We start from the raw sequence: 21,878 nt of genomic DNA on the forward strand, positions 1-21,878 counted from the left end.
TTCTAATAAAATTAAAATGAAACGAAATCTCATACAAAGAATCTCAGTAATATTATGTACTGCAGTTCTTTTTCTGTCTTGTTCCAGCGATTTAAATTTTGATCAGGTAAATGATTTTAAAATAGAACCCGTATTTGTAGCAAATGTGGCGCATTTTAATATTGCAGCTGATCAGATTGAAGATGATGGAACCGGGCATGTCCTGCCTCCTGATGTTGAAGGTTTTGATGTTTTTAAAAATAAGTTTTTAAATGATAATCTAATCAAGGCTGAGCTCAATTTCGAAATAGAAAATACTTTTAACAGAGCGCTTAAGGTTGAAATAACGTTTATTGATGCAAACGATCAGCCAAAGGAAACTATTACCTTGAATGTTCCGCAGTACAACGGCACTGTAAATATTATAAAATATCCAACCGAAGTTTTTGAAGGCGACAGGCTGGCGATGTTGAAACAAACCGTAAAAGTAGGTTTTGTTATAACAGTTGAACCCGGAACTGGTGACATATCAGGCAATTTAAAATTAAAATCAGGTGCAACCGCTTATATGAGAATCGAATGAGAAAAGCACTTTTAATTTTAGTACTAATAGTGCAGTTTTCTTGTTTTGCTCAAAATAAACAAATTCTGTACAATTTTACGTCAATTCCGCAGTCGTCACTTGTAAATCCGGGTGCTGATGTTTCTTATAAATATTATTTTGGTGTTCCGCTTTTGTCCGGAGTTTCTGTAAATGCAGGTTCAAGCAGTTTTTCAGCTTATGATTTGTTTGCCAATAATGGTGTAGATTTTAATGATAAAGTCCGAAACATTATCAATAAATCAGCATCAAATGATAAAACACAAGTCAACCAGCAGTTAGAAATTTTTTCGGGCGGATTTAGAGTAGGAGGAAGAGAGAGTCAGTCTTATATTTCATTTGGAGTATATCAGGAATTTGATTTTTTAATGTATTTTCCAAAAGATCTCGCTATTTTGGCAGTAGACGGAAACCGTGATTATATTGGAAAATCATTCAATTTGGGCGATTTAAATGTTCGTGCAGAGGTGCTTTCCGTTTTTCATGTTGGATTTCATAAAAAACTTAATGAGAAACTTGTTTTAGGAGGACGTGCTAAAATTTATTCAAGCGGTGCCAATGCTACTTCAACCAAAAATTCAGGATACATATATACAGGTGAAGGTACTGGAACCAACATGTATACGCAGATAATTGATTCTAACTTAGAACTTAAAACGGCCGGAATTGCAAAATTTAGAAAAGACGAATACGAAGGAAGTATTCCAAGTGATATAGCACACAATACTTTTTTTAACGGAAGTCTTGGTTTAGGGTTTGATGCCGGACTGACCTATTATTTTAAAGACAATCTGCAGTTTACAGCCAGTATATTAGATGTTGGGTTTATAAGACAATCAAAAGATGTAGAAACCAGACGATACAAGGGAATGTATCAGTACGATGGAGTAAATCCAATTTTTAGCGCTGTAAATGAACCGAAAGATATTTTTGACGATTTTAAAGAAGCTATACCAGAGGAAAAACTGTACGATAAATACACCACATGGCGTCCGGTGAAGTTTAATTCTTCTATTCAGTATTCTTTTGGTGAATCAAGATATGATGGCGAGTGTAATTGCAAAGTTCCGGATCAAAGAAGGTATTTAAATGCTGCGGGGGCACAATTGTTTGTAATGACAATGCCTACAAATGATCCTTATCTGGCTTTGACTGCTTTTTACAAAAGAAGTATTTTAGAAAAACTAGATGTAAAAGCCACTTATACAATCGATCCGTATTCTAAAACAAACGTTGGCTTAGGAGTTTCAGGAACTATTGGGAAATTTAATATTTATGCTTTAGCAGATAATATTTTCGAATATACAGATGTTTCAAAAGCAAATAGCATTGCCTTTCAATTTGGTTTCAACTTTATTATCCAGGATTCTAAAAAATAAAATTCCAATTTTTGCATTGGAAGCCTAGTTCTCAAATTCCAAAAAAAGACGTCATTTTTCGTTTTTCTTTTGGAATTTGAAATTTAGTTTTTCAAATCTAAATCATAAGTATTTTCCTGTAAAGTTAAATTTATGAATAAGTTAGTATTCAAGTTAGCAATTTATTCACTATATTTGCACGCAATTCAACTAGAAATTGCACCATGATAGCACACAACTCCAAGATTATCGGCGAAGGTTTAACTTACGACGATGTATTATTAGTACCTAACTACTCGAATGTGCTTCCCCGCGAAGTGAGTATCAAATCAAAATTCTCAAGAAACATAACATTAAACGTTCCAATTGTATCTGCTGCTATGGATACAGTGACCGAAAGTGCAATGGCAATTGCTATGGCACAAGAAGGCGGAATTGGAGTTTTACATAAAAACATGACGATCGAGCAGCAAGCTGCGAAAGTTAGAAAAGTGAAGCGTGCTGAGGCAGGAATGATTATCGATCCGGTAACATTACCAACAAATTCAACTATTGCAGATGCTAAAAACGCTATGAAAGAATTCGGAATTGGCGGTATTCCAATTGTTGACGAAAACAAAATCCTTAAAGGAATTGTTACCAATCGTGACTTACGTTTCGAAAAAAATGGAGCAAGACCAATCGCTGAAGTAATGACAAGCTCAAACTTAGTTACTGTTGCCGAAGGAACTTCATTAGAACAGGCTGAAGTAGTTTTACAAGGTCATAAAATCGAAAAATTACCAGTTGTAAATGCTCAAAACGAATTAGTTGGTTTAATTACGTTTAGAGATATTACAAAACTGACTCAAAAACCAATCGCTAACAAAGATTCATTTGGTCGTTTAAGAGTTGCCGCTGCTATTGGCGTTACAGGAGATGCAGTTCAAAGAGCTGAAGCTTTAGTTGCTGCCGGAGTAGATGCTATCATTATTGATACAGCTCACGGACATACTGAAGGTGTAGTTAATGTATTAAAAGAAGTAAAATCAAAATTCCCTCAAATAGATGTAATTGTTGGAAACATTGCAACTCCGGAAGCTGCTAAATATTTAGTAGAAAGCGGTGCTGATGGTGTAAAAGTTGGAATTGGACCTGGTTCAATCTGTACTACACGTATTGTTGCTGGTGTTGGTTTTCCTCAATTTTCAGCGGTTTTAGAAGTTGCTGCAGCAATTAAAGGAACTGGAGTTCCGGTTATTGCAGATGGTGGGATTCGTTATACAGGAGATATTCCTAAAGCAATTGCTGCTGGTGCTGACTGTGTAATGTTAGGTTCATTATTAGCAGGAACAAAAGAATCTCCTGGAGAAACTATTATTTTTGAAGGAAGAAAATTCAAATCATACCGTGGAATGGGATCTGTTGAGGCAATGCAGACAGGTTCTAAAGACCGTTATTTTCAAGATGTTGAAGACGATGTTAAAAAATTAGTTCCGGAAGGAATCGTTGGACGTGTTCCTTACAAAGGAGAATTAAACGAAAGCATGCTTCAGTTTATTGGAGGTCTTCGTGCAGGTATGGGGTACTGTGGTTCAAAAGATATTCCTACTTTACAGGAAACAGGACGTTTTGTTAGAATCACGTCAAGCGGAATCACTGAAAGTCACCCGCATAACGTAACTATTACAAAAGAAGCTCCAAATTATTCTAGATAATTTTTAGTTTTTCAAATATCAAAAAAGGCATAAGATTTAGTTTCTTATGCCTTTTTTGTTTTAATTGATAATTGAAATTCCATTATTCAATTCATCAATAAGCTTTTGATTTCTTTCAATGGCTTCTGCTTGAGCGCCATACTGCAATTGTATAGAACCGCCTTTTCCACTGTAGATAAAACCTTGGTATTTATATAAATAATCATTGTAATCTAACTCACACTCAAAGTAATTTACTTCAATACTATTTACTTTTTTCTTGTAAATTTTTAGGTTTTTGATTTCCCCAAATTCTTTGTATTGCTCTTCAATGGTGCTTTTTAGTTTTTTATCAGGTATAAAATGATCGTATTCAATAAAATAAGCACTTATTAAATTGTATTTATCTCGAAACTCAACATCCCAGGTTTCTGTTTGAGGACTTTTTGTCCAATGCTGGGGATTGTATTTTATTTCATAGATCTCTTTTCGGCTGGTATAAGTTTCTAATTTAGGATTATTTTTAGTTTGCGCTGCAGCGAAATAACCTGATAGTAAAAACAATAGGAATATTTTTTTCGACATTTAATATTAAAGATTGACAGTTTATATTTGCAAACTAAAATAGTAAATAAAACTAAATTTGTTTCAAAAGAAATGTCTTTATTTTAGAGCGCAGCGGTCTGTTGTTCTGTTTCTCTAAGTTTTTGATTTTCCAAAATCTTTTGAATAAATGGTTTTACTTCATTTTCGATTTCATTTTCAGAAATACTCAAAGCTTTTGGATCAGATGCCAGCTGCAGCCACGGTTTTGGGCCGTCAAAATCATAACTTCCAAAAACAACAACCGGAGTTCCTTTTACCTTTACATTTTCCTTATCTTTTAGAACCCATTCATCAGCAAATTTGTATAGATATTTGGCATCTTTTTCGAGTAATCTTAAACAGGAATGCGAAGCTGGATAACCTGGCAGTTCATATTGATGAAAACCAACACCAAGTTTATTTTCGATATTAAAATTCCATTTTAATTCCCATTCGTCGTTAAATGTACTTGTTGTTTTTTCTGCCTTCCAATTCGTAAAAAATAATCCTGTTGGAGTTGGGTCTTTTTTTCTTCCCATATTTGTTGGACCTGTACGAACCAATTCACCATTTTCGTAAGCAGCAAAAGTCTGCGTAGGATAAGAGAAAATGATAATTTTAGATACGTCTTCTAAAGCAGTAACATGTAATGGAAATGAAAGATAGTAAACCAGATCTCCGCTAAAATCGGAAGGAATTACAATCGAATCCAGTTTTTTAAGATTTGCTTTATCGGTTCTGTTTACTGCGTAAACAATATCCATTTTTGTACTGTCGGCTTCATTGGTTTTCAGCCATTCTTTAGCATTTGTAAATTGATAAGAAACACTAGATTCTGGTTTCTTATGTTCAATTGTTTTCTTTGGTTTTGCTTTTTCTGTATTGTCAGTCAGGGTTATAGTGTCGCTTTTTTTACATGAAACCATTAATCCTAACATTAGAATAAGTAGTACGTTTGCTGTATAATATAACTTTTTCATAAGGTCGTATTTTTATGAAAATAAAATTATAACTATACCGGTTAATTTGCCTTACACAATTCTTAGAATTGTTTGCTGGATTTTCATTTTACGGCTATAACATTTATTTGATGCGGAATAATAAAAAAAGCTTTGTCAAAGTTTCAAACTTTGACAAAGCTTTTCTGGGTATTTACACAATTTTAGAATCTAAAAATACTTAAAAAATCTAAATAAGCCCTTTTATTTTAGCATGCTGCAATAATAAAATAGTTTTAGCATCAGTAATCTCGCCAGATTCGATCATGGCATAAGCTTCATCAAAAGTATATTCCAGAACTTCGATGTTTTCCTGTTCAGCGTCAAGTCCGCCTCCAGAACTTACTTTCATGTTTTCATCATATTCTCCCACAAACAAATATAAAATCTCTGTTACAGATCCCGGAGACATGTAAGTTTCAATAACTTTTTGGACTTTTTTTAAGCGATAACCTGTTTCTTCTTCGGTTTCGCGAATAATAGCCTGTTCAGCATTGTCTTTGTCTAAAAGTCCTGCGCAAACCTCAATCATCATTCCGGTTTTGTTTCCGTTAAGATATGTTGGCAGTCGAAATTGTCTAGTTAATATAACGGTCTTTTTAGCCGTATTGTATAGTAATATTCCAGCGCCGTTTCCGCGGTCATAGACTTCGCGAATATGGGATTCTGTTTTTTCATTTTCTTTTTTATAGTTAAAAGTAACTTTATTTAATACATACCAATTGTCTGATAATAATTGGGTGTCTGTTATTTCAATTTCTGGATTTTTTCTCATTTGGAAAATTGTTTCAAAAAAAAACGCCCTGATTTTCAGAGCGTTTAAAATGTATTATTTTGTTATTGTTTGTTTTCTGTCTGGTCCAACCGATACAATTTTGATTGGCACTTCGATTTCTTTTTCAATAAACTCAATATATTCTTTTAGCTCAACAGGCAGTTGATCGTAAGTTGTTAAGCCTGTTAAATCTTGTTTCCATCCTTTAAATTCTTTGTAAACCGGAGTGACATTTTCTGGTTCGATGTTGTATGGAAAGTGAGAAATGTTTTGTCCTTTGTAGTTGTACTCTGTACAAACTTTTAAAGTTTCAAAACCAGAAAGTACATCACCTTTCATCATCATTAACTGCGTAACTCCGTTAACCTGAACTGCATATTTTAAAGCAACAAGGTCTAACCATCCGCAGCGTCTTTGTCTTCCTGTTACAGAACCAAATTCGTTACCAACTCTTGCCATTGTAGCACCAACTTCATCAAAAAGTTCAGTTGGAAAAGGTCCGCTTCCTACACGAGTAACGTAAGCTTTGAAAATTCCGTAAACTTCTTTGATTTTGTTAGGAGCAATTCCTAAACCAGTACAAGCTCCTGCAGCAGTAGTGTTTGATGAAGTTACGAAAGGATAAGTTCCAAAATCAACATCTAACAATGATCCCTGAGCTCCTTCGCAAAGAATAGACTTTCCTGCTTTTTGAGCCTGGTGCATGTATTCTTCACTGTCAATAAAATCTAATTTTTTTAATTCTTCAATAGCTTCAAAAAACTCTTTTTCAAGTTCAGCTAAGTTGTATTGAATGTTTACATCATAAAAAGCAATCATAGCTTCGTGTTTGTCAGCCAATGATCTGTAACGCTCTTTAAAATCTTCTAATTCGATATCTCCAACACGTAAACCGTTTCTGCCTGTTTTGTCCATGTAAGTTGGTCCAATTCCTTTAAGAGTAGAACCAATTTTTGCTTTTCCTTTTGAAGCTTCAGAAGCTGCATCAAGCAAACGGTGAGTTGGTAAAATTAAATGCGCTTTTCTTGAAATAATTAATTTCTTTTTGATGTCAAGGTTGAATTTCTCTAAACCTTCGATTTCTTTTTGAAAAACTACTGGATCAATTACAACTCCATTTCCGATGATATTTACTGAATCTTTGTGAAAAATTCCAGAAGGAATAGTTCTTAATACGTGCTTAATTCCGTCAAATTCTAATGTATGTCCTGCATTTGGTCCACCTTGGAAACGTGCAATAATATCATAGTTTGAGGTAAGAACGTCAACAATTTTTCCTTTACCTTCATCTCCCCATTGTAATCCTAGTAATAAATCTACGGTCATTCTGTTTTAATTTGCGTTGGGACAATCTAAGTTGTCCTACTGATTATGTAGTTAATTTTCTTTTTTTAATTTTTTGAAAAAGTCTTTGTTTAAAGACTATGAGTTTTGTTTTTTATTTCCGTAGAAATAAAGCGAATGATTTGTGATTTCAATATCAAAAATTTCTTCGATAGTCTTTTTGATGGTTTGAATTCTTGGATCGCAAAATTCAATTACTTCACCCGAATCAGTCATAATGATGTGATCGTGCTGTTTATCAAAATATGATTTTTCGTAGTAAGCCTGATTTTGTCCAAATTGATGTTTTCTAACCAAAGCGCAGTCTAACAATAACTCGATCGTGTTGTAAAGCGTAGCCCTGCTCACACGATAGTTTTTGTTTTTCATTTTGATGTATAGGTTTTCTATATCAAAATGCTCCTCGCTATCGTAAATTTCCTGAAGTATAGCATAACGCTCAGGAGTTTTGCGATGCCCTTTTTGTTCAAGATACAATGTAAAAACATTTTTTACAATTTCTTGATTCTTAGTGTTGTCAGTTGAAATAAGTGTCATATCCGGCAAAGATAATTTTTTATTTTTAATGAATAAAAGTTTCGGGTTTAAAGTTTCGTTACAAAATTCTTATAGTTTCCCTAAAAAGTTAGGTTCTGTACTCTCTTGTAACCTTATCAACGCCGTCAATTTTCTTAATGGCATTGATCATTTTTTTCAAAATGGTATTGTTTTGAACAATAACAGCAACCTGTCCGTGAAAAATTCCGGCATCAGTACTCAAAGAAATACTCTGAATATTAACGCTCATATTATTCGAAATTACACGGGTTAATTGATTGGTAAGTCCTAAAACATCCATTCCTGTAATATTGATAATGGCTTTAAATTCTTCCTGAGAAGAATCGATCCATTTAGCACTCATAATTCGGTAAGCATAGTTAGACTGCATTCCAATAGCATTTGGACAGTCTTTTTTATGTACTTTAATTCCTTCGTTGATCGTTACGAAACCAAACACATCATCACCCGGAATTGGATTACAGCATTGCGAAAGTTTATAATCGAGTTTGTCATGCTCTGTTCCAAAAACCAGCATGTCGTAATTACTGCTGATAACTGGTTTGTGAATATCCTCTGCAGCAGTTGTATCTTTATTTCTTTTGATTTTATTTTTGAAGAAATTGATAAACGTATTGCTTTTTTGTGCTGCGTAATCTTTTAACTGCTGATTTTCGATTGCGCCAATTCCAACTCGGTAAAATAAATCTAAACTTGTTTTTAATTTAAAAAAGTTAACTAACTCGTTTGTTACTTGTTCGTTAAGCGTAATTTTTAAATGCTTTAGTTTTCTGGTAAGTAATTCTTTTCCTTCCTCGCCAATTTTTTTGGTGTTCTCGTTAAGAACGTTTTTAATTTTATTTTTTGCTCTCGAAGTCGTTACATATTCCAGCCAGTTTACGGTTGGTTTTTGATTTGGAGAAGTAATTACTTCAACCTGATCACCGCTTTTTAATTCATGATTTAAAGGAACAAGACGCCCGTTTACGCGAGTTCCTCTTGTTTTAATTCCAATTTCAGAGTGAATGCTGAAAGCAAAATCCAGAGATGTTGCGCCTTTTGGCAGTGATTTGATTTCTCCTTTTGGCGTAAAAACGAAGATTTCTTTTGAATATAAATTCATTTTAAAATCTTCAACAAAGTCTACAGCATTAGTTTCAGGGTTTTCCAGCGCTTCACGAAGTAAATTCAGCCAGGTATCAAGACCGCTTTCTTCGGTTGCGCCATTTTTATATTTGTAATGCGCTGCGTAACCTTTTTCGGCAATTTCATCCATACGCTCGCTTCGAACCTGAACTTCAACCCAGCGTCCTTTTGGTCCCATAACTGTAATGTGAAGCGCTTCATATCCGGTTGATTTTGGAGATGAAATCCAGTCACGTAAACGGCTTGGGCTTGGTCTGTAATGATCAGTTACTATCGAATAAATTTTCCAAGCGATGAACTTTTCATCATGCGGATCTGCTTTGTATACAATTCTCAGGGCAAATTTGTCATAAACTTCATCAAAACTTACGTTTTGCGCACGCATTTTTCTACGGATCGAGTAGATTGATTTTGGACGCCCTTTTATAATATAATCAATGTTTTCTGCATCAAGAGATTTTTTGATTACTTCAGAAATGTCGTTTATATACGCATCCTGCTGCTCTTTAGTTTCTCTAATTTTGCTTACAATATCATTATAAACAGCGGGTTCTGTATATTTTAAACCTAAATCTTCAAGTTTGCTTTTAATGTTATAAAGTCCCAGACGGTGGGCAAGGGGCGCATAAATGTATAATGTTTCCGATGCGATTTTTGTCTGCTTGTATTCTGCCATCGAATCCATTGTCTGCATATTATGAAGACGATCGGCTAGCTTTATTAAAATTACACGGACGTCATCATTCAGTGTCAGGATCATTTTACGGAAGTTTTCCGCCTGCATTGATGCATTTAAATCTTTTTGAACTAATGAGATTTTGGTTAAACCTTCAACCAGCTGCGCCACTTTAGGATTAAACATACGCTCGATATCTTCGACTGTAATAGGAGTATCTTCAACAACATCGTGCAGTAACGCTGCGGCAATAGAAGTCGCGCCCAGACCAATTTCTGAGGCTACAATTTTTGCAACTGCAATAGGATGAAAGATATACGCTTCACCAGATTTGCGTCTTTGTTCTTTGTGAGCATCAACAGCAACATCAAAAGCTTTTCGAATTAATTTTTTATCAGTTGTGCTTAAAGTCTGGTAACTAATTCTTAGTAATTCCTTGTATTCCTGTGCAATAGCTTTGTTTTCTTTTTCTATATCAATTTCTGTCATAACGGCATAGTTCAAGTACTAAAAATAAGAATTAGTTAGAACATACACAAGGGAATGGAGTGTTGATTTTGGACTTATAATTTCAGATTTTTGAAGGTGTAATTTCGTGATTTTTGTAGCTGAAAAGCGACTTAGATTAAAAATAAATTTCAATTTTTTATCCCGATCCAAAGCGTCGTGACGGAACAAAATTCCAATAAAAAAGAGCAGAGCGATTTTTTATAAATCTAAAATCTAAAATCTAAAATCTAAAATCTAAAATCTAAAATCTAAAATCTAAAATCTAAAATCTAAAATCCCCTTTGTCTTTTAGCTTCAAAAATTAAAATAGCGGCTGCGACAGAAACGTTCATGCTGTCGATTTCTCCCTGCATTGGAATAATGATGTTCTGCGTTGCTTCGTCACGCCATTTCTGAGATAAACCAGTTGCTTCTGTACCCACAACTAAAGCAGTCGGAGCAGTGAAGTTTTGGGTATGGTATGAAGTTGAATTTTGTAAGGTTGCCGAATAAAAACTGATGTTTTTTTCTTTTAAAAAAGCAATAATTTCTTCGGTTGTTCCAGTTGCAATTTGATTGGTAAACAAACAGCCAACGCTGGAACGCACAATATTTGGATTGTATAAATCACTTTTTGGATCTGCAATTAAAACGGCATCAAGATTTGCAGCGTCGGCAGTACGTAAAACGGCGCCCACATTTCCTGGTTTTTCGAGTGATTCGGCTACTAAAATTAATGGATTATCAGATAGTTTTAAATCGGATAATTTTAATGATTTGGTTTTGGCTACAGCCAAAATACCTTCGGTCGTATCGCGGTAAGCCAGTTTTTGATAGACTTCTTTGTTGATTTCGATTAACTGAACCGACGAACCAACTAATTTATTGATTTGATTTTCGGTAACTAAATCGGGTAAAAACAAAACCGTTTCAATTTCATAACCGCCTTTTATCGCTAATGAAATTTCGCGTTGTCCTTCAATTAAAAATGTTCCGGTTTGTTTTCTTGCTTTTGCTTTTTCCTGTAATAAAGCAAGCGATTTTATAAACGGATTTTGAACTGAAGTGATTTGTTTCATTTTTTTAAGGCTCAAAGTTGCAAAGGCTCAAAGGTACAGAGTTTTTTTCGTCCTGCAATGTTTTGAATAGTTATAGTTTTTGCCACGAATTACACGAATTTTTACGAATTGTAATTGAACGCAATTAAAATAAATTAGTGGAGATTCGTGTAATTCGTGGTGAAAAAAAATCTATTTTTCAAAAACTTCTTTTACCTCAGTTTCTACAGGATGATTTGTTGTAAAATTACTGCCCATGATTTTTGCAATGGTTTGGGCGAATTGTTTTTGATAGAGCTGAGAATCTGTTTTGATTTCGCCTTTTGGGGCAATTTCCGGCCCCATTGCAGCAAACCAAATTTGTGATGCGCCTTCAATATCAGCTCCGTGATCTCTCCATTGCGATTTTATTTTGTCTCCTCGTCCGTGGTCAACGGTTATAAATAAAGTTGTTTTGTTTTTGTACTGCGGATCATTTTGCACAAAATTCCAGATTTCCTGAATCCATTTATCGACTTGGTTCGCCGCATCCAGATACGATCTGTAATCGCCATGATGTGCCCATTCGTCGGTTTCACCATAAGCAATATATAACACTTTTGGTTTCTTGGTTTTCAATTCATCCATAGCCTGATAATGTGTAAAAACATCCAGACATTCATCTTCATGAAAAGGCTTAAACGAATTATTACGCATTTCGTTTAATAGTTTTTGAGTTTGTGTTGGTTTGTTTCCACCCACATTGTCAAAGGCAGAAATTACAGGAAACCCGCTTCTTTCCTCATTTAATATTCGGTCAAAAGCATCCCAAGCGCCAAAAGCGGCAGTTTTGCCTTTTAGTTTTGGCTGTTTATTTAAGAATTCTAAAACATTTACATTTGGATTGGCTTTGTAACCGTTTGAATTTACGTTTACATCAACATTTCCGGTCATGATTTCGCTGTATCCGGGATAGCTGAACCAATACGGATTGGCAACATCTACTTTGTTTCCTAAATCTCGATTGCCGTAAATCTGTCCTTTTGATGCAATTTCCGACCAGAAAAAAGGCATAATTTTTTGGCGTGATGCTTTAAAATCCTGACCTGAATATTTTTTGTAAATGTAAGTACTGTCTCCCTGATTGAATTTTTTATCGTTGGCAATTGCTGTGTCTAAACCTTTAAAAACTTCCTGCCATCTAAATCCGTCAGTAGTTATAATGATAATGTTTTCTGTTTTTTGTGCAGAAGATAAAAAGCTGGTTAAAATGAATAGAATTAGAATTGATTTTTTCATTCCTTGTAGTTTTACAAATTAGAAGATTAAAGATATTTATAAAAAACAGAATGTTTAATTATTCAGTTTTAAGAAATAAACATTTTTTATAATTCTTCGGTTATTGAAAAAAAAGAAGATGCTGACAATTACTTTTTCTGGTTTTTTAAATATTTAACTGCTTCTTCCAGTACGCTGTCTCTATTGTTTAAATAGTCGTTTAGAGTAGGTGCAATTTCTATATCAGGTTTTATTCCATAGCCTACAAATTCCCTTCCGTCTGGATAAGTATCTTTTTTGGTACAGACTCTGGCATATCCGCCACCAGGCAAATCAAACAAAAAAGGCTGTCCTGTACTTCCATATGATTTTTCGCCCATTTTAATCATATGTTTTTGATTATCGGCAAAAATCAAGAAATCTTCTGCTGCCGAAGCTGTATTATGGCTGAGTAAAATTACTGTTGGAACCACAATTCTTTTAGCATTTAGTTGAATTGTAGTTGGATTATATTCGAGATCAAAATAAAATTGATCATGATAAGACAAATAGGCTTTTTTCTTCCACGGAATGTTTATAGTATCCTTAGCATCAATGTATTTTCCCCATGCTTTGTAAGCCGGAAGATGATCTCTGGTTTTTTGGCGCGATCCGTAAAGAATAGTATCGTTTGTCAGATATTGTAATATATCACTTCCAACATTGGTGCTGCCGCCTCCGTTACTGCGTAAATCAACGATTAATGATTTAGCTTTATATAATTCAGGAAGTTTTGTAACGAACAAGCTGTCAATTTTTTCATCACTAAATGAATTTAGCGAAATATAAGCTGTCTCTTTGTTTACCCATTTAAAATCTAGAAGTTTCTTTTCGGTTTCGGCAGGGAAAACTTCTTTTTCTTCTGTTTTTTTATGCGTTAATGCCAGTTCAATAATTTTTTTATTAGGCTTTTTTATTTTAACTATAAAAGTTTCTCCTTCAAGCCCTTTTAATAGATTCGAAATACTCAAATCTTGTAAAACATAATCGGTAGAAGATGAGATGTATGGAGCAGTATTTTCATCAATAAATTTTTGGGTTGATTTTCCATTTACTTCAATGATTTCGCTTCCCACCGGAATTTCATCTTTTTTGCTGTAATTTGTTCGGATTATTATGGCTTTGCCTTCAATATTTTTAATGAAAAGTTTGTAGTCCCCAAACATAACAGTCATGGGTTCGATGCTTTTTGGAAAATAAACATTTGTATGTCCGTCTTTTAATAAAGCACAGAATTTTTGAAGTTCACGGTAATATTCGTAATCGTTTTTTGTGTTTTGAACTATTGTAATAAGTTCTTTATACCGATTGTCCCACATCGTTCTGTCAACTTTATCAAGATAGACAAAATTGTAATTTACTTCCTGCCAGAATTTTGAAAGTCCATAGACTTTATCGCTTGGTGTTAAGGTATTTGGGATTTGTCCAAAAAAAGGTATTGTAAACAATAAGAAAGCAGTAATAAACAGCTGTTTCATTTATATATTTGATTTTGATTGATGATTTTTGATTGATGATTTTTGGAAGAAATAAATGATTTACAAAATTCCTCTCGATTTAATTTCCAAATATTTATTAATGGCATCTAAAGTTAAATTCTCAGGCTGCGTTAAAACCGAATGGATTCCGTATTTCTTTAATTCATTTGCAATTAATCGTTTTTCAAACATGAATTTTTCAGCTATTACTTTATCATAAACTTCCTGAATCGTATCGGTTTTTTTGTTGATAATAGCATTTAATTCTGTATTCTGGAAAAAGACAACAACCAATAAATGACTTTTAGCAATTCCTTTTAAATAAGGTAATTGACGATTTAAACCGTCCATTGTTTCAAAATTGGTGTACAGGATAATTAAACTTCTTTGGTTGATGTTTTTCTTAATATCAACATACAATCGGCTGTAGTCACTTTCAAAAAAGTCGGTTTTAACGTTGTATAAAGTTTCAAGAATTTTTTGCATCTGCGAACCTCTTCTTTCGGCAAAAACTCTGTTTTCTACTTTTTTAGAGAAAGAGAAAAGTCCGGCTTTATCTTGTTTTTTCAGAATTACATTTGATAAAACTAAAGTTGAGTTTATTGCATAATCTAATAAACTTAAACCGTTAAAAGGCATTTGCATAACGCGTCCTTTATCAATTGCCATATAAACTGACTGTGATTTTTCGTCCTGAAACTGATTGACCATTAAAGCATTTTTCTTTGCTGTGGCTTTCCAGTTTAAAGTTCTAAGATCGTCGCCCTGAACATATTCTTTAATCTGTTCAAATTCCATTGTATGTCCAATTCGGCGGATTTTTTTGATTCCGTATTGAAACAAATTATTCGAAAAGGCCAGTAAATCGTATTTTCTTAACTGAATATAAGATGGATATGCTGGCACCATTTGATCTTTTGCAAAAGAAAATCTTCTCGAAATTAATCGTAACGGAGATGAAACATAAATATTTAAATAGCCAAAATGATATTCACCGCGTTCTGTAGGACGAAGGTCATAACCAAATTCTTTTTGGTCTGAGGCTTGTATTTTTTTTACAATTTTAAAATCACGAACCTGAAACTGAAACGGAATTTCATCAATTATCTTAACCAAAATTGGAAAAGTATAATGATTTTTGATTTGAACATTTATGGGATTTAAATCTCCATTTGAAAGTTTTTCGGGAGTAATTCGTTCTGCTTCAATTCCTGTTTTTGTGAAATATAAAATTAGAATATCAAGTCCCAGAAATGTCAATAAAACTAAAAGAATAAACCAAACGGCATTGTACAGATTTGGAAATATAAAAGCACAGATAAATAATCCTATAATGCCTAAAAGCAAATAGAAGAAGAAATTATTGAGGTATAAACTTTTTATTAATTTCAAGTTTTCTTGGTTTTATGTTTTACTAATAAATTTTAGTGAATTCATCAAAATTAAAACCTTCAAGAGAAGCAATTTTCCAAACTCCGTTTTCTTTTACAACAGTGGTTTTGTATTTAAAATCACCTTTCCAAGACCAGGTCCAATAAAAAGAAGCTTTATTGTTATCTACTTTCAGGTTATTAACTGCCATTGTTTTCCAATATTCATCCGGGTAATCCTGACAGCTGCACCACGGATTTGAATCATTTCCAAAAGGAGGCAGATCGCCTACAAGCCATTCTATTTTTTTATTTTTAAGATTGGTGTCAAGTTTTAGTGCAATTTTATTGTAATTGTCTAAAAACTGCTGTGAGAAGAAATTCGTTTTCTTCAGCGCTTCCATTCTTTTTTTATGTGCTGTTAAATCTAATCCGGTGTATTTATCTCCTTTTTTATTTGTAACTGGATCAAAATCAGTGTTATTGTTTTTTGTTTCAATCCATTGATAAGCTTTTCTAATTAAGCTTTCAATTTCTTGTTTGTCAGTTTTGAAATAAAAATTTTTATCATTTTTTAAATCAACAGAGTCTGCAGGCTTAAAGCTGACCGCCAGAATCCAAAGTGAGAATAGGAAAAGTAGTTTATTGATGTTCATTATTTTTTAGTTTTCAGTCTCGGTCTCAGTTTTCGGTCTCAGTTTTCAGTCACAGTGCTAAACTGTAAACTGCGACTGAAAACTGAATACTAATAATTATCTAGGTATTTCAACCGTTTCAATAATTTGTTTGATAATTTCTGAGCTTGTTATCCCTTCCATTTCACGTTCTGGAGTAACGATAACACGGTGTTGCAAAACAGGGATTGCAGCTTCTTTAATATCTTCAGGCGTTACGAAATCACGTCCGCGAATGGCTGCGAAACCTTTTGATGCATTCAAAATTGCGATTGAAGCACGAGGTGAAGCTCCTAAATATAAAAAGGCATTTTCGCGTGTGTTGACTACAATTCGTGCAATATATTCTAATAAATTCTGCTCAACTCTAATTTGTTTGATTAAAGTTTGGTATTGATTTATTTCTGAGGCAGATAGAATAGTTTTAATCGCTTCTAATTTGCCATGATCCTGTAATAAATGTTCTCTTTGGATAATCAGGATTTCTTCGTCTAGTTTTGGGTAATCAATTGTAATTTTAAACAAGAAACGGTCTAATTGAGCTTCTGGTAAACGATAAGTTCCTTCCTGCTCAATTGGGTTTTGGGTTGCAATTACCAAAAACGGAGTTTCTAATTTATATCCAGATCCGTCAATTGTAATCTGGCGCTCTTCCATAACTTCAAAAAGGGCTGCCTGAGTTTTTGCCGGAGCACGGTTGATCTCATCAATTAAAATTAAATTAGAAAAGATTGGCCCTTTTTTAAACTCAAATTCTGAAGTTTTCAGGTTGAAGATAGAAGTTCCTAAAATATCCGAAGGCATTAAATCTGGTGTAAACTGAATTCGGCTGAAGCCAATATTTAAAGTTTTAGAAAGCAGTTTTGCCGTAATAGTTTTAGCAACTCCCGGAACACCTTCTAATAAAACGTGTCCGTTTGATAAAATAGCAACCAAAAGCTGGTCGACCATTTTATGCTGGCCAACAATTACGGTTTCGATTTCTTTTTTAATCGCATTAACGTGATCTAAAAGAGGTGCTAAATTTAATCGTGTTTCAAAATTCACATTTTCATTTGTGATTTCTGTTTGTGATGTATTGATATCGTCCATGTTTGGTATGTTTTTCTAATTGAGTATTCTGTTTTTTAATGTAAAATCTTTTCTATGGCATTATTAATTCGGATTAGATCCGCTTCGATATTTCCATGATAACTATTTCGATATTCGTTGATTAAAAGTACAAGTTCCTGAATATCTTTTTCGTCTTTACCGGTTTTATGCTGCAGTTTTTTTACAAACTCGTCATCTAATTTTGTGGTGTCGATTAAATATTCAGTTCTGATTCTTTCTAAGAAATAAATGATTTTTTTATCAATTATATTTTTGTGATCGCCTTCCTGATAATACAGGTTTCCAATTGTTTTGGTAAAATCGATTGTTAAATTAGACAATGGCTGTAAAATAGGAACAATTCGCTGTTTTCTTTTGGCGTTGAACAAAATAAAAACAAACATTCCAATTAGGAATAAATACCAAGCCCATTTTAAAGCCGGCTGGCTGAAAATGTATCGAAGCGGCGAAGCTGATATATTTTCATCATTTGGCGATTTTGTGTACCAAAAAACATCTCCTTTAGGAATATAAGACAATACCTTTTCCGTATATTGATAACGGTCTTTTTTGAGCAGATTATAATTTGTAAAAGCAACAGGATTTGTATGTAAAAAGAAATATCCGTTTTTATAAGGCACTTTTATAAAGTTGATATTTTTTTTGTACTTAGGATTTCCTTCGTAGCCTAAAACGGTTGTGTTTAAGGTGTCGATTTTAGAAAAATAATCGGCTATGTCACTTGTCGATTTGTATATTTTTGAACTCAGTTTTTTGTTTGCCATCCATACCGAAGCATCTTTGGTCTGGAGTAAGTTAGACGAATATTCAAATTTTAAACTGTCTAATAATGTTTTAGGGAAATTTGTCATGCTCAAAAAAGCATTATTTCCGTGCGACACAAAATACATGATTTCTTTTGCCGACTGATCGTCAAGATTATTTTGCTGCGAAATATTGATAAAAGTTCCTTTTACAGTATAAGTTTCAACAAGTGTGTCTTCATTATATTTTGAATCTAAAAACTCATACGGCGTAATATCTGGAATTCTTTCAATTTTTTGATTTTTAAGAATACCGCCAATTTCTTTGTCAAAAACATATAACCCATAAGGAATTTTGTCATTGACAGAGTAGGTTGGACGCCAGTCGATTGTTTTTTGTTTGTTGTAATCTCCAATTAGAATTAAGATTAATATAAAAACCAAAACAGCTATGTATATTTTAATGTTTTTACTCATCAGCTAAAGGTTTTTAATGCATTCTTAAATCTATTCTCGGTTTTATTGAATGTAGTATCATCAATTTCAAATTCGCCATACCAGATATAATTGTATAGGTAAGATAGGTAGGTAAACTCTTCTTTGTGTTTAGGATTTTGAATTTCGTATAAATAATCTGAATTTGTTTTTTCGATATCCCATTCAATATAATTGTGCTGTGCCATTGTTTTTAAAAGCCATAAATAATAGTATCGCACAGCAGTACGTTTTTCTCCGGCTTCAAGACTTTCTTTGATTAATTTTTCAAAATCTAAAAGATGGATGTTTTTTTCAAGATCAGAGTAATAAACGTTTCTTTTATTAGCGTTTTTGCCAAAAATCCATTGTCCTTCTTTATTGATAATGGCTTTTACAATTAAATAAATTACGACAATAATAACCGCTACGCCAATTATGCGAAGCAACATTACTGCAACATTTAAGGAAGTCTGCGGATCGTTAAAAGAAAAAAGTTTTCTTAACAAACTAGCAATCCAGTCTTTAAAACGGTCCCAAAGATTTTTTTCTGGTGCTTTTTGTTCGTAAACAAAATCAGAATCAGTGTATTTTTTTTGGAAGTTTTTCGGGAAATATTTTGCTTCAACTGATTCAGAATCAATTTGAATATCTTTTTCGGTAAACTTAACTGAATCAATTTTTGGAGGTTCTTCCGTCAGCAAAGAATCCTGTGCGTTTGTAATACCGAAAAAGAAAAGAAAATATAAAATAAAGAAAATTCTATTCATTACTGGTTTGTATTAATTCTATTTGGCTGTTATTTTTTGGATTTTCTTATGAACAATAAACGGATAAACTAAGTAATAAAATGAAATTATTCCAAGCGTAACTAATATAATGGAGCTGCTTAACCAATTGGGCATATCGATTGAATATCTTGTAATAAAACCTTCGAGAAATCCTGCACTGATTGTAAAAGGAAAAGTGCTTAAGAATATTTTAAAACTGTTTTTAAAACCAATTTTAAACGAATTCATTCTCGAAAAGGTTTTAGGAAACAAGATTGAAGCTCCTAAAATAAATCCGGCAGCAGATTCGATTACAATAGCAAAAATTTCCATAGAACCGTGAATCCAAATACCGCGGACGCTTTGCCAGAAAACATTTTGTTCATAAAAGAAATACTGAAAAGACCCAAGCATTAACGAGTTTTGAAGAAAAATATAAAACGTTCCAATACCGCCAAAAATGCCGTATAAATAACATCTTGCTCCCACATAAAGGTTATTCATGGTAATGCCGATAAAACTTCCCCAGTTTGATCCTGATCCGTAAACTGCCATTGGATTTCCTTTTTTGATATTTTCCAAAGACATATTAACGTATTCATCACCCAATATTAAACGAACAAAGTTTTGATCATAACGCGCAGAAACCACGCCCATGGCAACGGTGAAAAAAAACAAGACAAAAGCATACAGCAGATATCTTTTGTAATCGTAGAGTAATAAAGGCACTTCGGTTTTAAAGAATTCAACAATTCTGTTTTTTTCGGTGCGTTTGGTTTTATAAATTTTTTGGTAAATCTGCGATGCAAGATGATTTAAGTAGACAACTGTCTTACTTTTAGGATAATAGGTTTGTGCGTACGACAAATCATTCATTAATTGAATGTACAAATTAGCTAATTCGTCAGGATTTTTCTTAGCTTTACCAAAAATAGCTAGCTCAAATTCCAGCCATTTTTCTTTATTTTGTTTTATAAATGCAACTTCTCTCATTGAGGGCTAAAATATGAAATATGTCAGAATTATCTATTAATACGACACAAAATGTTAAAATAAATTTTATTGCTGCAACGCCGGGCGAACGTATGGGTGCTTATTTCATAGATTTGGGCATTAAAATTTCCTATGTAATCGTTGTTTTATTAATTGTTTTCAGCTGGCTGAACCTTGGCCAGGCGCTGGATAGTTTAGATACCTGGTCCAGAGCCGCGGTTTTTATTGTACTTTTTATTCCATGGATGATTTACTCATTAACTCTGGAAAGCATTTTTGAAGGTCAGTCATTTGGTAAAAAACTTGTAAAGATAAAAGTCGTAAAAATAGACGGATATCAGGCAGGTTTTGGCGATTATTTAATGCGATGGTTTTTTAGAATAATCGACTTTAGTTCTTTTTACGGTCTTGTTGCTTTAGTTACGATTATTTCAAGTAAAAAAGCGCAGCGTTTAGGCGATATGGTGGCGGGAACAGCAGTAATTACTCTGAAAAACAAAATCAATATTAGTCATACTATCTTAGAAGAAATTGGCGATGCTTATGTGCCGACTTATCCTTTGGTAATTAAATTATCAGATAATGATATGCGAATTATTAAAGAAACATTTCATAGAGCCGTGGCAAAAAACGATCATGAAATCATTTACAAACTGGTAGCTAAAATTGAAAGTGTTGCCGGAATTAAAAATCAATCCGGAAATAACTCTGATTTTATTCGTGTAGTTTTAAAAGATTACAATTTCTATACGCAGTATATGTAATTTTATGCAGTTAAAACGCTGTATGTGTTTTTCTTAACGTGATTATCATTTAAATTTTATAATTTTAACAAACTTGATTTTATAAAACCAACATAAGGAAACTAAAATTTAAATACTATGATAATTAAAAAGCTGACTGCCGTATTATTGATGTTATTTGTTTCTGTTTTTGCTTTTGCTCAAGGCGGAAAAAAGCTGGATAAAATTATAAAAAGAGATTATCAGATTATTGAAGGAACCATTTCTAAAATATCTGATAAAACTGTAGAATATTCTCTTCCTGGAGAAACTCTTACAATTTCTCTTGATGTTTCGCAGATAGCCAGAATTGATTTTGCCAGCGGACGCTCGCAGACTTTTGATGTAAGTCAGGGAAATAGTGATTCTTCGGCTGTTGTTACAGCATCAGAAATAAAGCAGAATACAATTGCAGTGCTTCCCGTTCCTTATTTAAATGCAGACAATCAGGAAAGTTCAGAAGATATGGCAAAGTTTGCTCAAAATGATCTTTATAATAAGCTGATAGATAAATCGTCTAATATTTTACCGTTAACAGTTCAGGATTTAAGAACAACCAACAGTCTGCTTCATAAAGCCGGAATTGATCATACTAATATTGATGAAACGCCAATTGAAGATCTGGAAAAAATACTGGGCGTTGATAATATTGTCGCTGCCAAAGTTTCGTATACCATGAATTCTGGCACGACTTCGACTACTTACAATTCAGGAAATGCAAAAGTGAGCGACAATAATAAGAAAGTAAAAACCAACGATGTTTCGACTACAACCGCAAATACACAGGTTTACTATTATTACACTGTTTATTTTGATATGTATAAAAACACCACAAAAATTTATTCACAAACCCGAAAACCTTTTCTGGCAGTAAAAGACATCTGGATGGATTCTATTACCTATTTATTAAAAAGAAGCCCTATTTACGTTAAAAGATAAATAAATACTTGAAGTAGAATACCA

20 protein-coding genes are annotated in these 21,878 nt (G+C 33.2%); 5 read left to right on the top strand and 15 right to left on the bottom strand.

From position 1 onward, the window contains the following. Positions 1 to 16: 16 nt before the first annotated feature. The 3 genes from FJOH_RS11545 (at position 17) to guaB (ending at position 3,635) form a co-directional block, all read left to right on the top strand. Complete coding sequence (locus tag FJOH_RS11545; protein WP_044047687.1) at positions 17 to 562, top strand: hypothetical protein; 546 nt, start codon at positions 17 to 19, stop codon at positions 560 to 562. Beyond that, positions 559 to 1,959: a DUF5723 family protein gene (locus tag FJOH_RS11550; RefSeq protein ID WP_012024283.1), complete on the top strand. Its 1,401-nt coding sequence runs from the start codon at positions 559 to 561 to the stop codon at positions 1,957 to 1,959. The genes FJOH_RS11545 and FJOH_RS11550 overlap by 4 nt, the downstream gene beginning before the upstream one ends. A gap of 203 nt (positions 1,960 to 2,162) precedes the next feature. Then, complete coding sequence (gene guaB, locus FJOH_RS11555) at positions 2,163 to 3,635, top strand: IMP dehydrogenase (protein ID WP_012024284.1); 1,473 nt, start codon at positions 2,163 to 2,165, stop codon at positions 3,633 to 3,635. 60 nt (positions 3,636 to 3,695) lie between these two features. Here the strand turns inward: guaB and FJOH_RS11560 are convergent, their stop codons facing one another. The 15 genes from FJOH_RS11560 to FJOH_RS11630 all read right to left on the bottom strand — a co-directional run bounded on the left by FJOH_RS11560 (position 3,696) and on the right by FJOH_RS11630 (position 20,133). Continuing rightward, complete coding sequence (locus FJOH_RS11560) at positions 3,696 to 4,199, bottom strand: hypothetical protein (protein WP_012024285.1); 504 nt, start codon at positions 4,197 to 4,199, stop codon at positions 3,696 to 3,698. Between the two features lie 83 nt (positions 4,200 to 4,282). After that, positions 4,283 to 5,179: a L,D-transpeptidase gene (locus tag FJOH_RS11565; protein ID WP_012024286.1), complete on the bottom strand. Its 897-nt coding sequence runs from the start codon at positions 5,177 to 5,179 to the stop codon at positions 4,283 to 4,285. A gap of 208 nt (positions 5,180 to 5,387) precedes the next feature. Continuing rightward, positions 5,388 to 5,972 (bottom strand): NUDIX domain-containing protein, encoded by a 585-nt coding sequence (locus FJOH_RS11570; protein WP_012024287.1) that lies wholly within the window; start codon positions 5,970 to 5,972, stop codon positions 5,388 to 5,390. 54 nt (positions 5,973 to 6,026) lie between these two features. Beyond that, positions 6,027 to 7,298, bottom strand: a complete 1,272-nt coding sequence (locus FJOH_RS11575) for an adenylosuccinate synthase (RefSeq protein WP_012024288.1) — start codon at positions 7,296 to 7,298, stop codon at positions 6,027 to 6,029. Positions 7,299 to 7,394: 96 nt separating this feature from the next. Then, entirely contained in the window at positions 7,395 to 7,853 is a 459-nt protein-coding gene (locus FJOH_RS11580; protein WP_012024289.1) for a Fur family transcriptional regulator, read from the bottom strand. Positions 7,854 to 7,941: 88 nt separating this feature from the next. Then, a complete protein-coding gene (locus FJOH_RS11585; RefSeq protein ID WP_012024290.1) occupies positions 7,942 to 10,164 on the bottom strand; it encodes a RelA/SpoT family protein in 2,223 nt (740 codons plus the stop codon). A gap of 290 nt (positions 10,165 to 10,454) precedes the next feature. Further along, complete coding sequence (locus tag FJOH_RS11590; protein ID WP_012024291.1) at positions 10,455 to 11,243, bottom strand: TrmH family RNA methyltransferase; 789 nt, start codon at positions 11,241 to 11,243, stop codon at positions 10,455 to 10,457. Positions 11,244 to 11,414: 171 nt separating this feature from the next. Then, complete coding sequence (locus FJOH_RS11595; RefSeq protein WP_012024292.1) at positions 11,415 to 12,500, bottom strand: alkaline phosphatase family protein; 1,086 nt, start codon at positions 12,498 to 12,500, stop codon at positions 11,415 to 11,417. A gap of 128 nt (positions 12,501 to 12,628) precedes the next feature. Next, positions 12,629 to 13,996: a S41 family peptidase gene (locus FJOH_RS11600; protein WP_012024293.1), complete on the bottom strand. Its 1,368-nt coding sequence runs from the start codon at positions 13,994 to 13,996 to the stop codon at positions 12,629 to 12,631. 60 nt (positions 13,997 to 14,056) lie between these two features. Beyond that, positions 14,057 to 15,388, bottom strand: a complete 1,332-nt coding sequence (locus tag FJOH_RS11605; RefSeq protein ID WP_044047690.1) for a DUF58 domain-containing protein — start codon at positions 15,386 to 15,388, stop codon at positions 14,057 to 14,059. 22 nt (positions 15,389 to 15,410) lie between these two features. Further along, positions 15,411 to 16,022 carry a DUF3828 domain-containing protein gene (locus tag FJOH_RS11610; protein WP_012024295.1) on the bottom strand — a complete coding sequence of 204 codons (612 nt, stop codon included), beginning with the start codon at positions 16,020 to 16,022 and terminating at the stop codon, positions 15,411 to 15,413. 96 nt (positions 16,023 to 16,118) lie between these two features. Continuing rightward, complete coding sequence (locus FJOH_RS11615) at positions 16,119 to 17,132, bottom strand: AAA family ATPase (protein WP_012024296.1); 1,014 nt, start codon at positions 17,130 to 17,132, stop codon at positions 16,119 to 16,121. Between the two features lie 35 nt (positions 17,133 to 17,167). Continuing rightward, positions 17,168 to 18,373 (bottom strand): DUF4350 domain-containing protein, encoded by a 1,206-nt coding sequence (locus FJOH_RS11620; RefSeq protein WP_012024297.1) that lies wholly within the window; start codon positions 18,371 to 18,373, stop codon positions 17,168 to 17,170. Beyond that, the gene (locus FJOH_RS11625) at positions 18,373 to 19,140 is read right to left on the bottom strand and encodes a hypothetical protein (RefSeq protein WP_012024298.1); all 768 of its coding nucleotides are present in this window, start codon (positions 19,138 to 19,140) and stop codon (positions 18,373 to 18,375) included. The genes FJOH_RS11620 and FJOH_RS11625 overlap by 1 nt, the downstream gene beginning before the upstream one ends. Before the next feature lie 18 nt (positions 19,141 to 19,158). Continuing rightward, on the bottom strand, positions 19,159 to 20,133 hold the full coding sequence (locus FJOH_RS11630) for a stage II sporulation protein M (protein ID WP_012024299.1): 975 nt from the start codon (positions 20,131 to 20,133) through the stop codon (positions 19,159 to 19,161). Between the two features lie 20 nt (positions 20,134 to 20,153). Here FJOH_RS11630 and FJOH_RS11635 point away from each other — a divergent pair, with 20 nt between their 5' ends. Then, the gene (locus FJOH_RS11635; protein WP_012024300.1) at positions 20,154 to 20,897 is read left to right on the top strand and encodes an RDD family protein; all 744 of its coding nucleotides are present in this window, start codon (positions 20,154 to 20,156) and stop codon (positions 20,895 to 20,897) included. A gap of 117 nt (positions 20,898 to 21,014) precedes the next feature. Further along, entirely contained in the window at positions 21,015 to 21,854 is an 840-nt protein-coding gene (locus FJOH_RS11640; RefSeq protein WP_012024301.1) for a hypothetical protein, read from the top strand. The last annotated feature ends 24 nt before the right edge of the window (positions 21,855 to 21,878 follow it).

The organism is Flavobacterium johnsoniae UW101, assembly GCF_000016645.1.
Classification (GTDB): domain Bacteria; phylum Bacteroidota; class Bacteroidia; order Flavobacteriales; family Flavobacteriaceae; genus Flavobacterium; species Flavobacterium johnsoniae.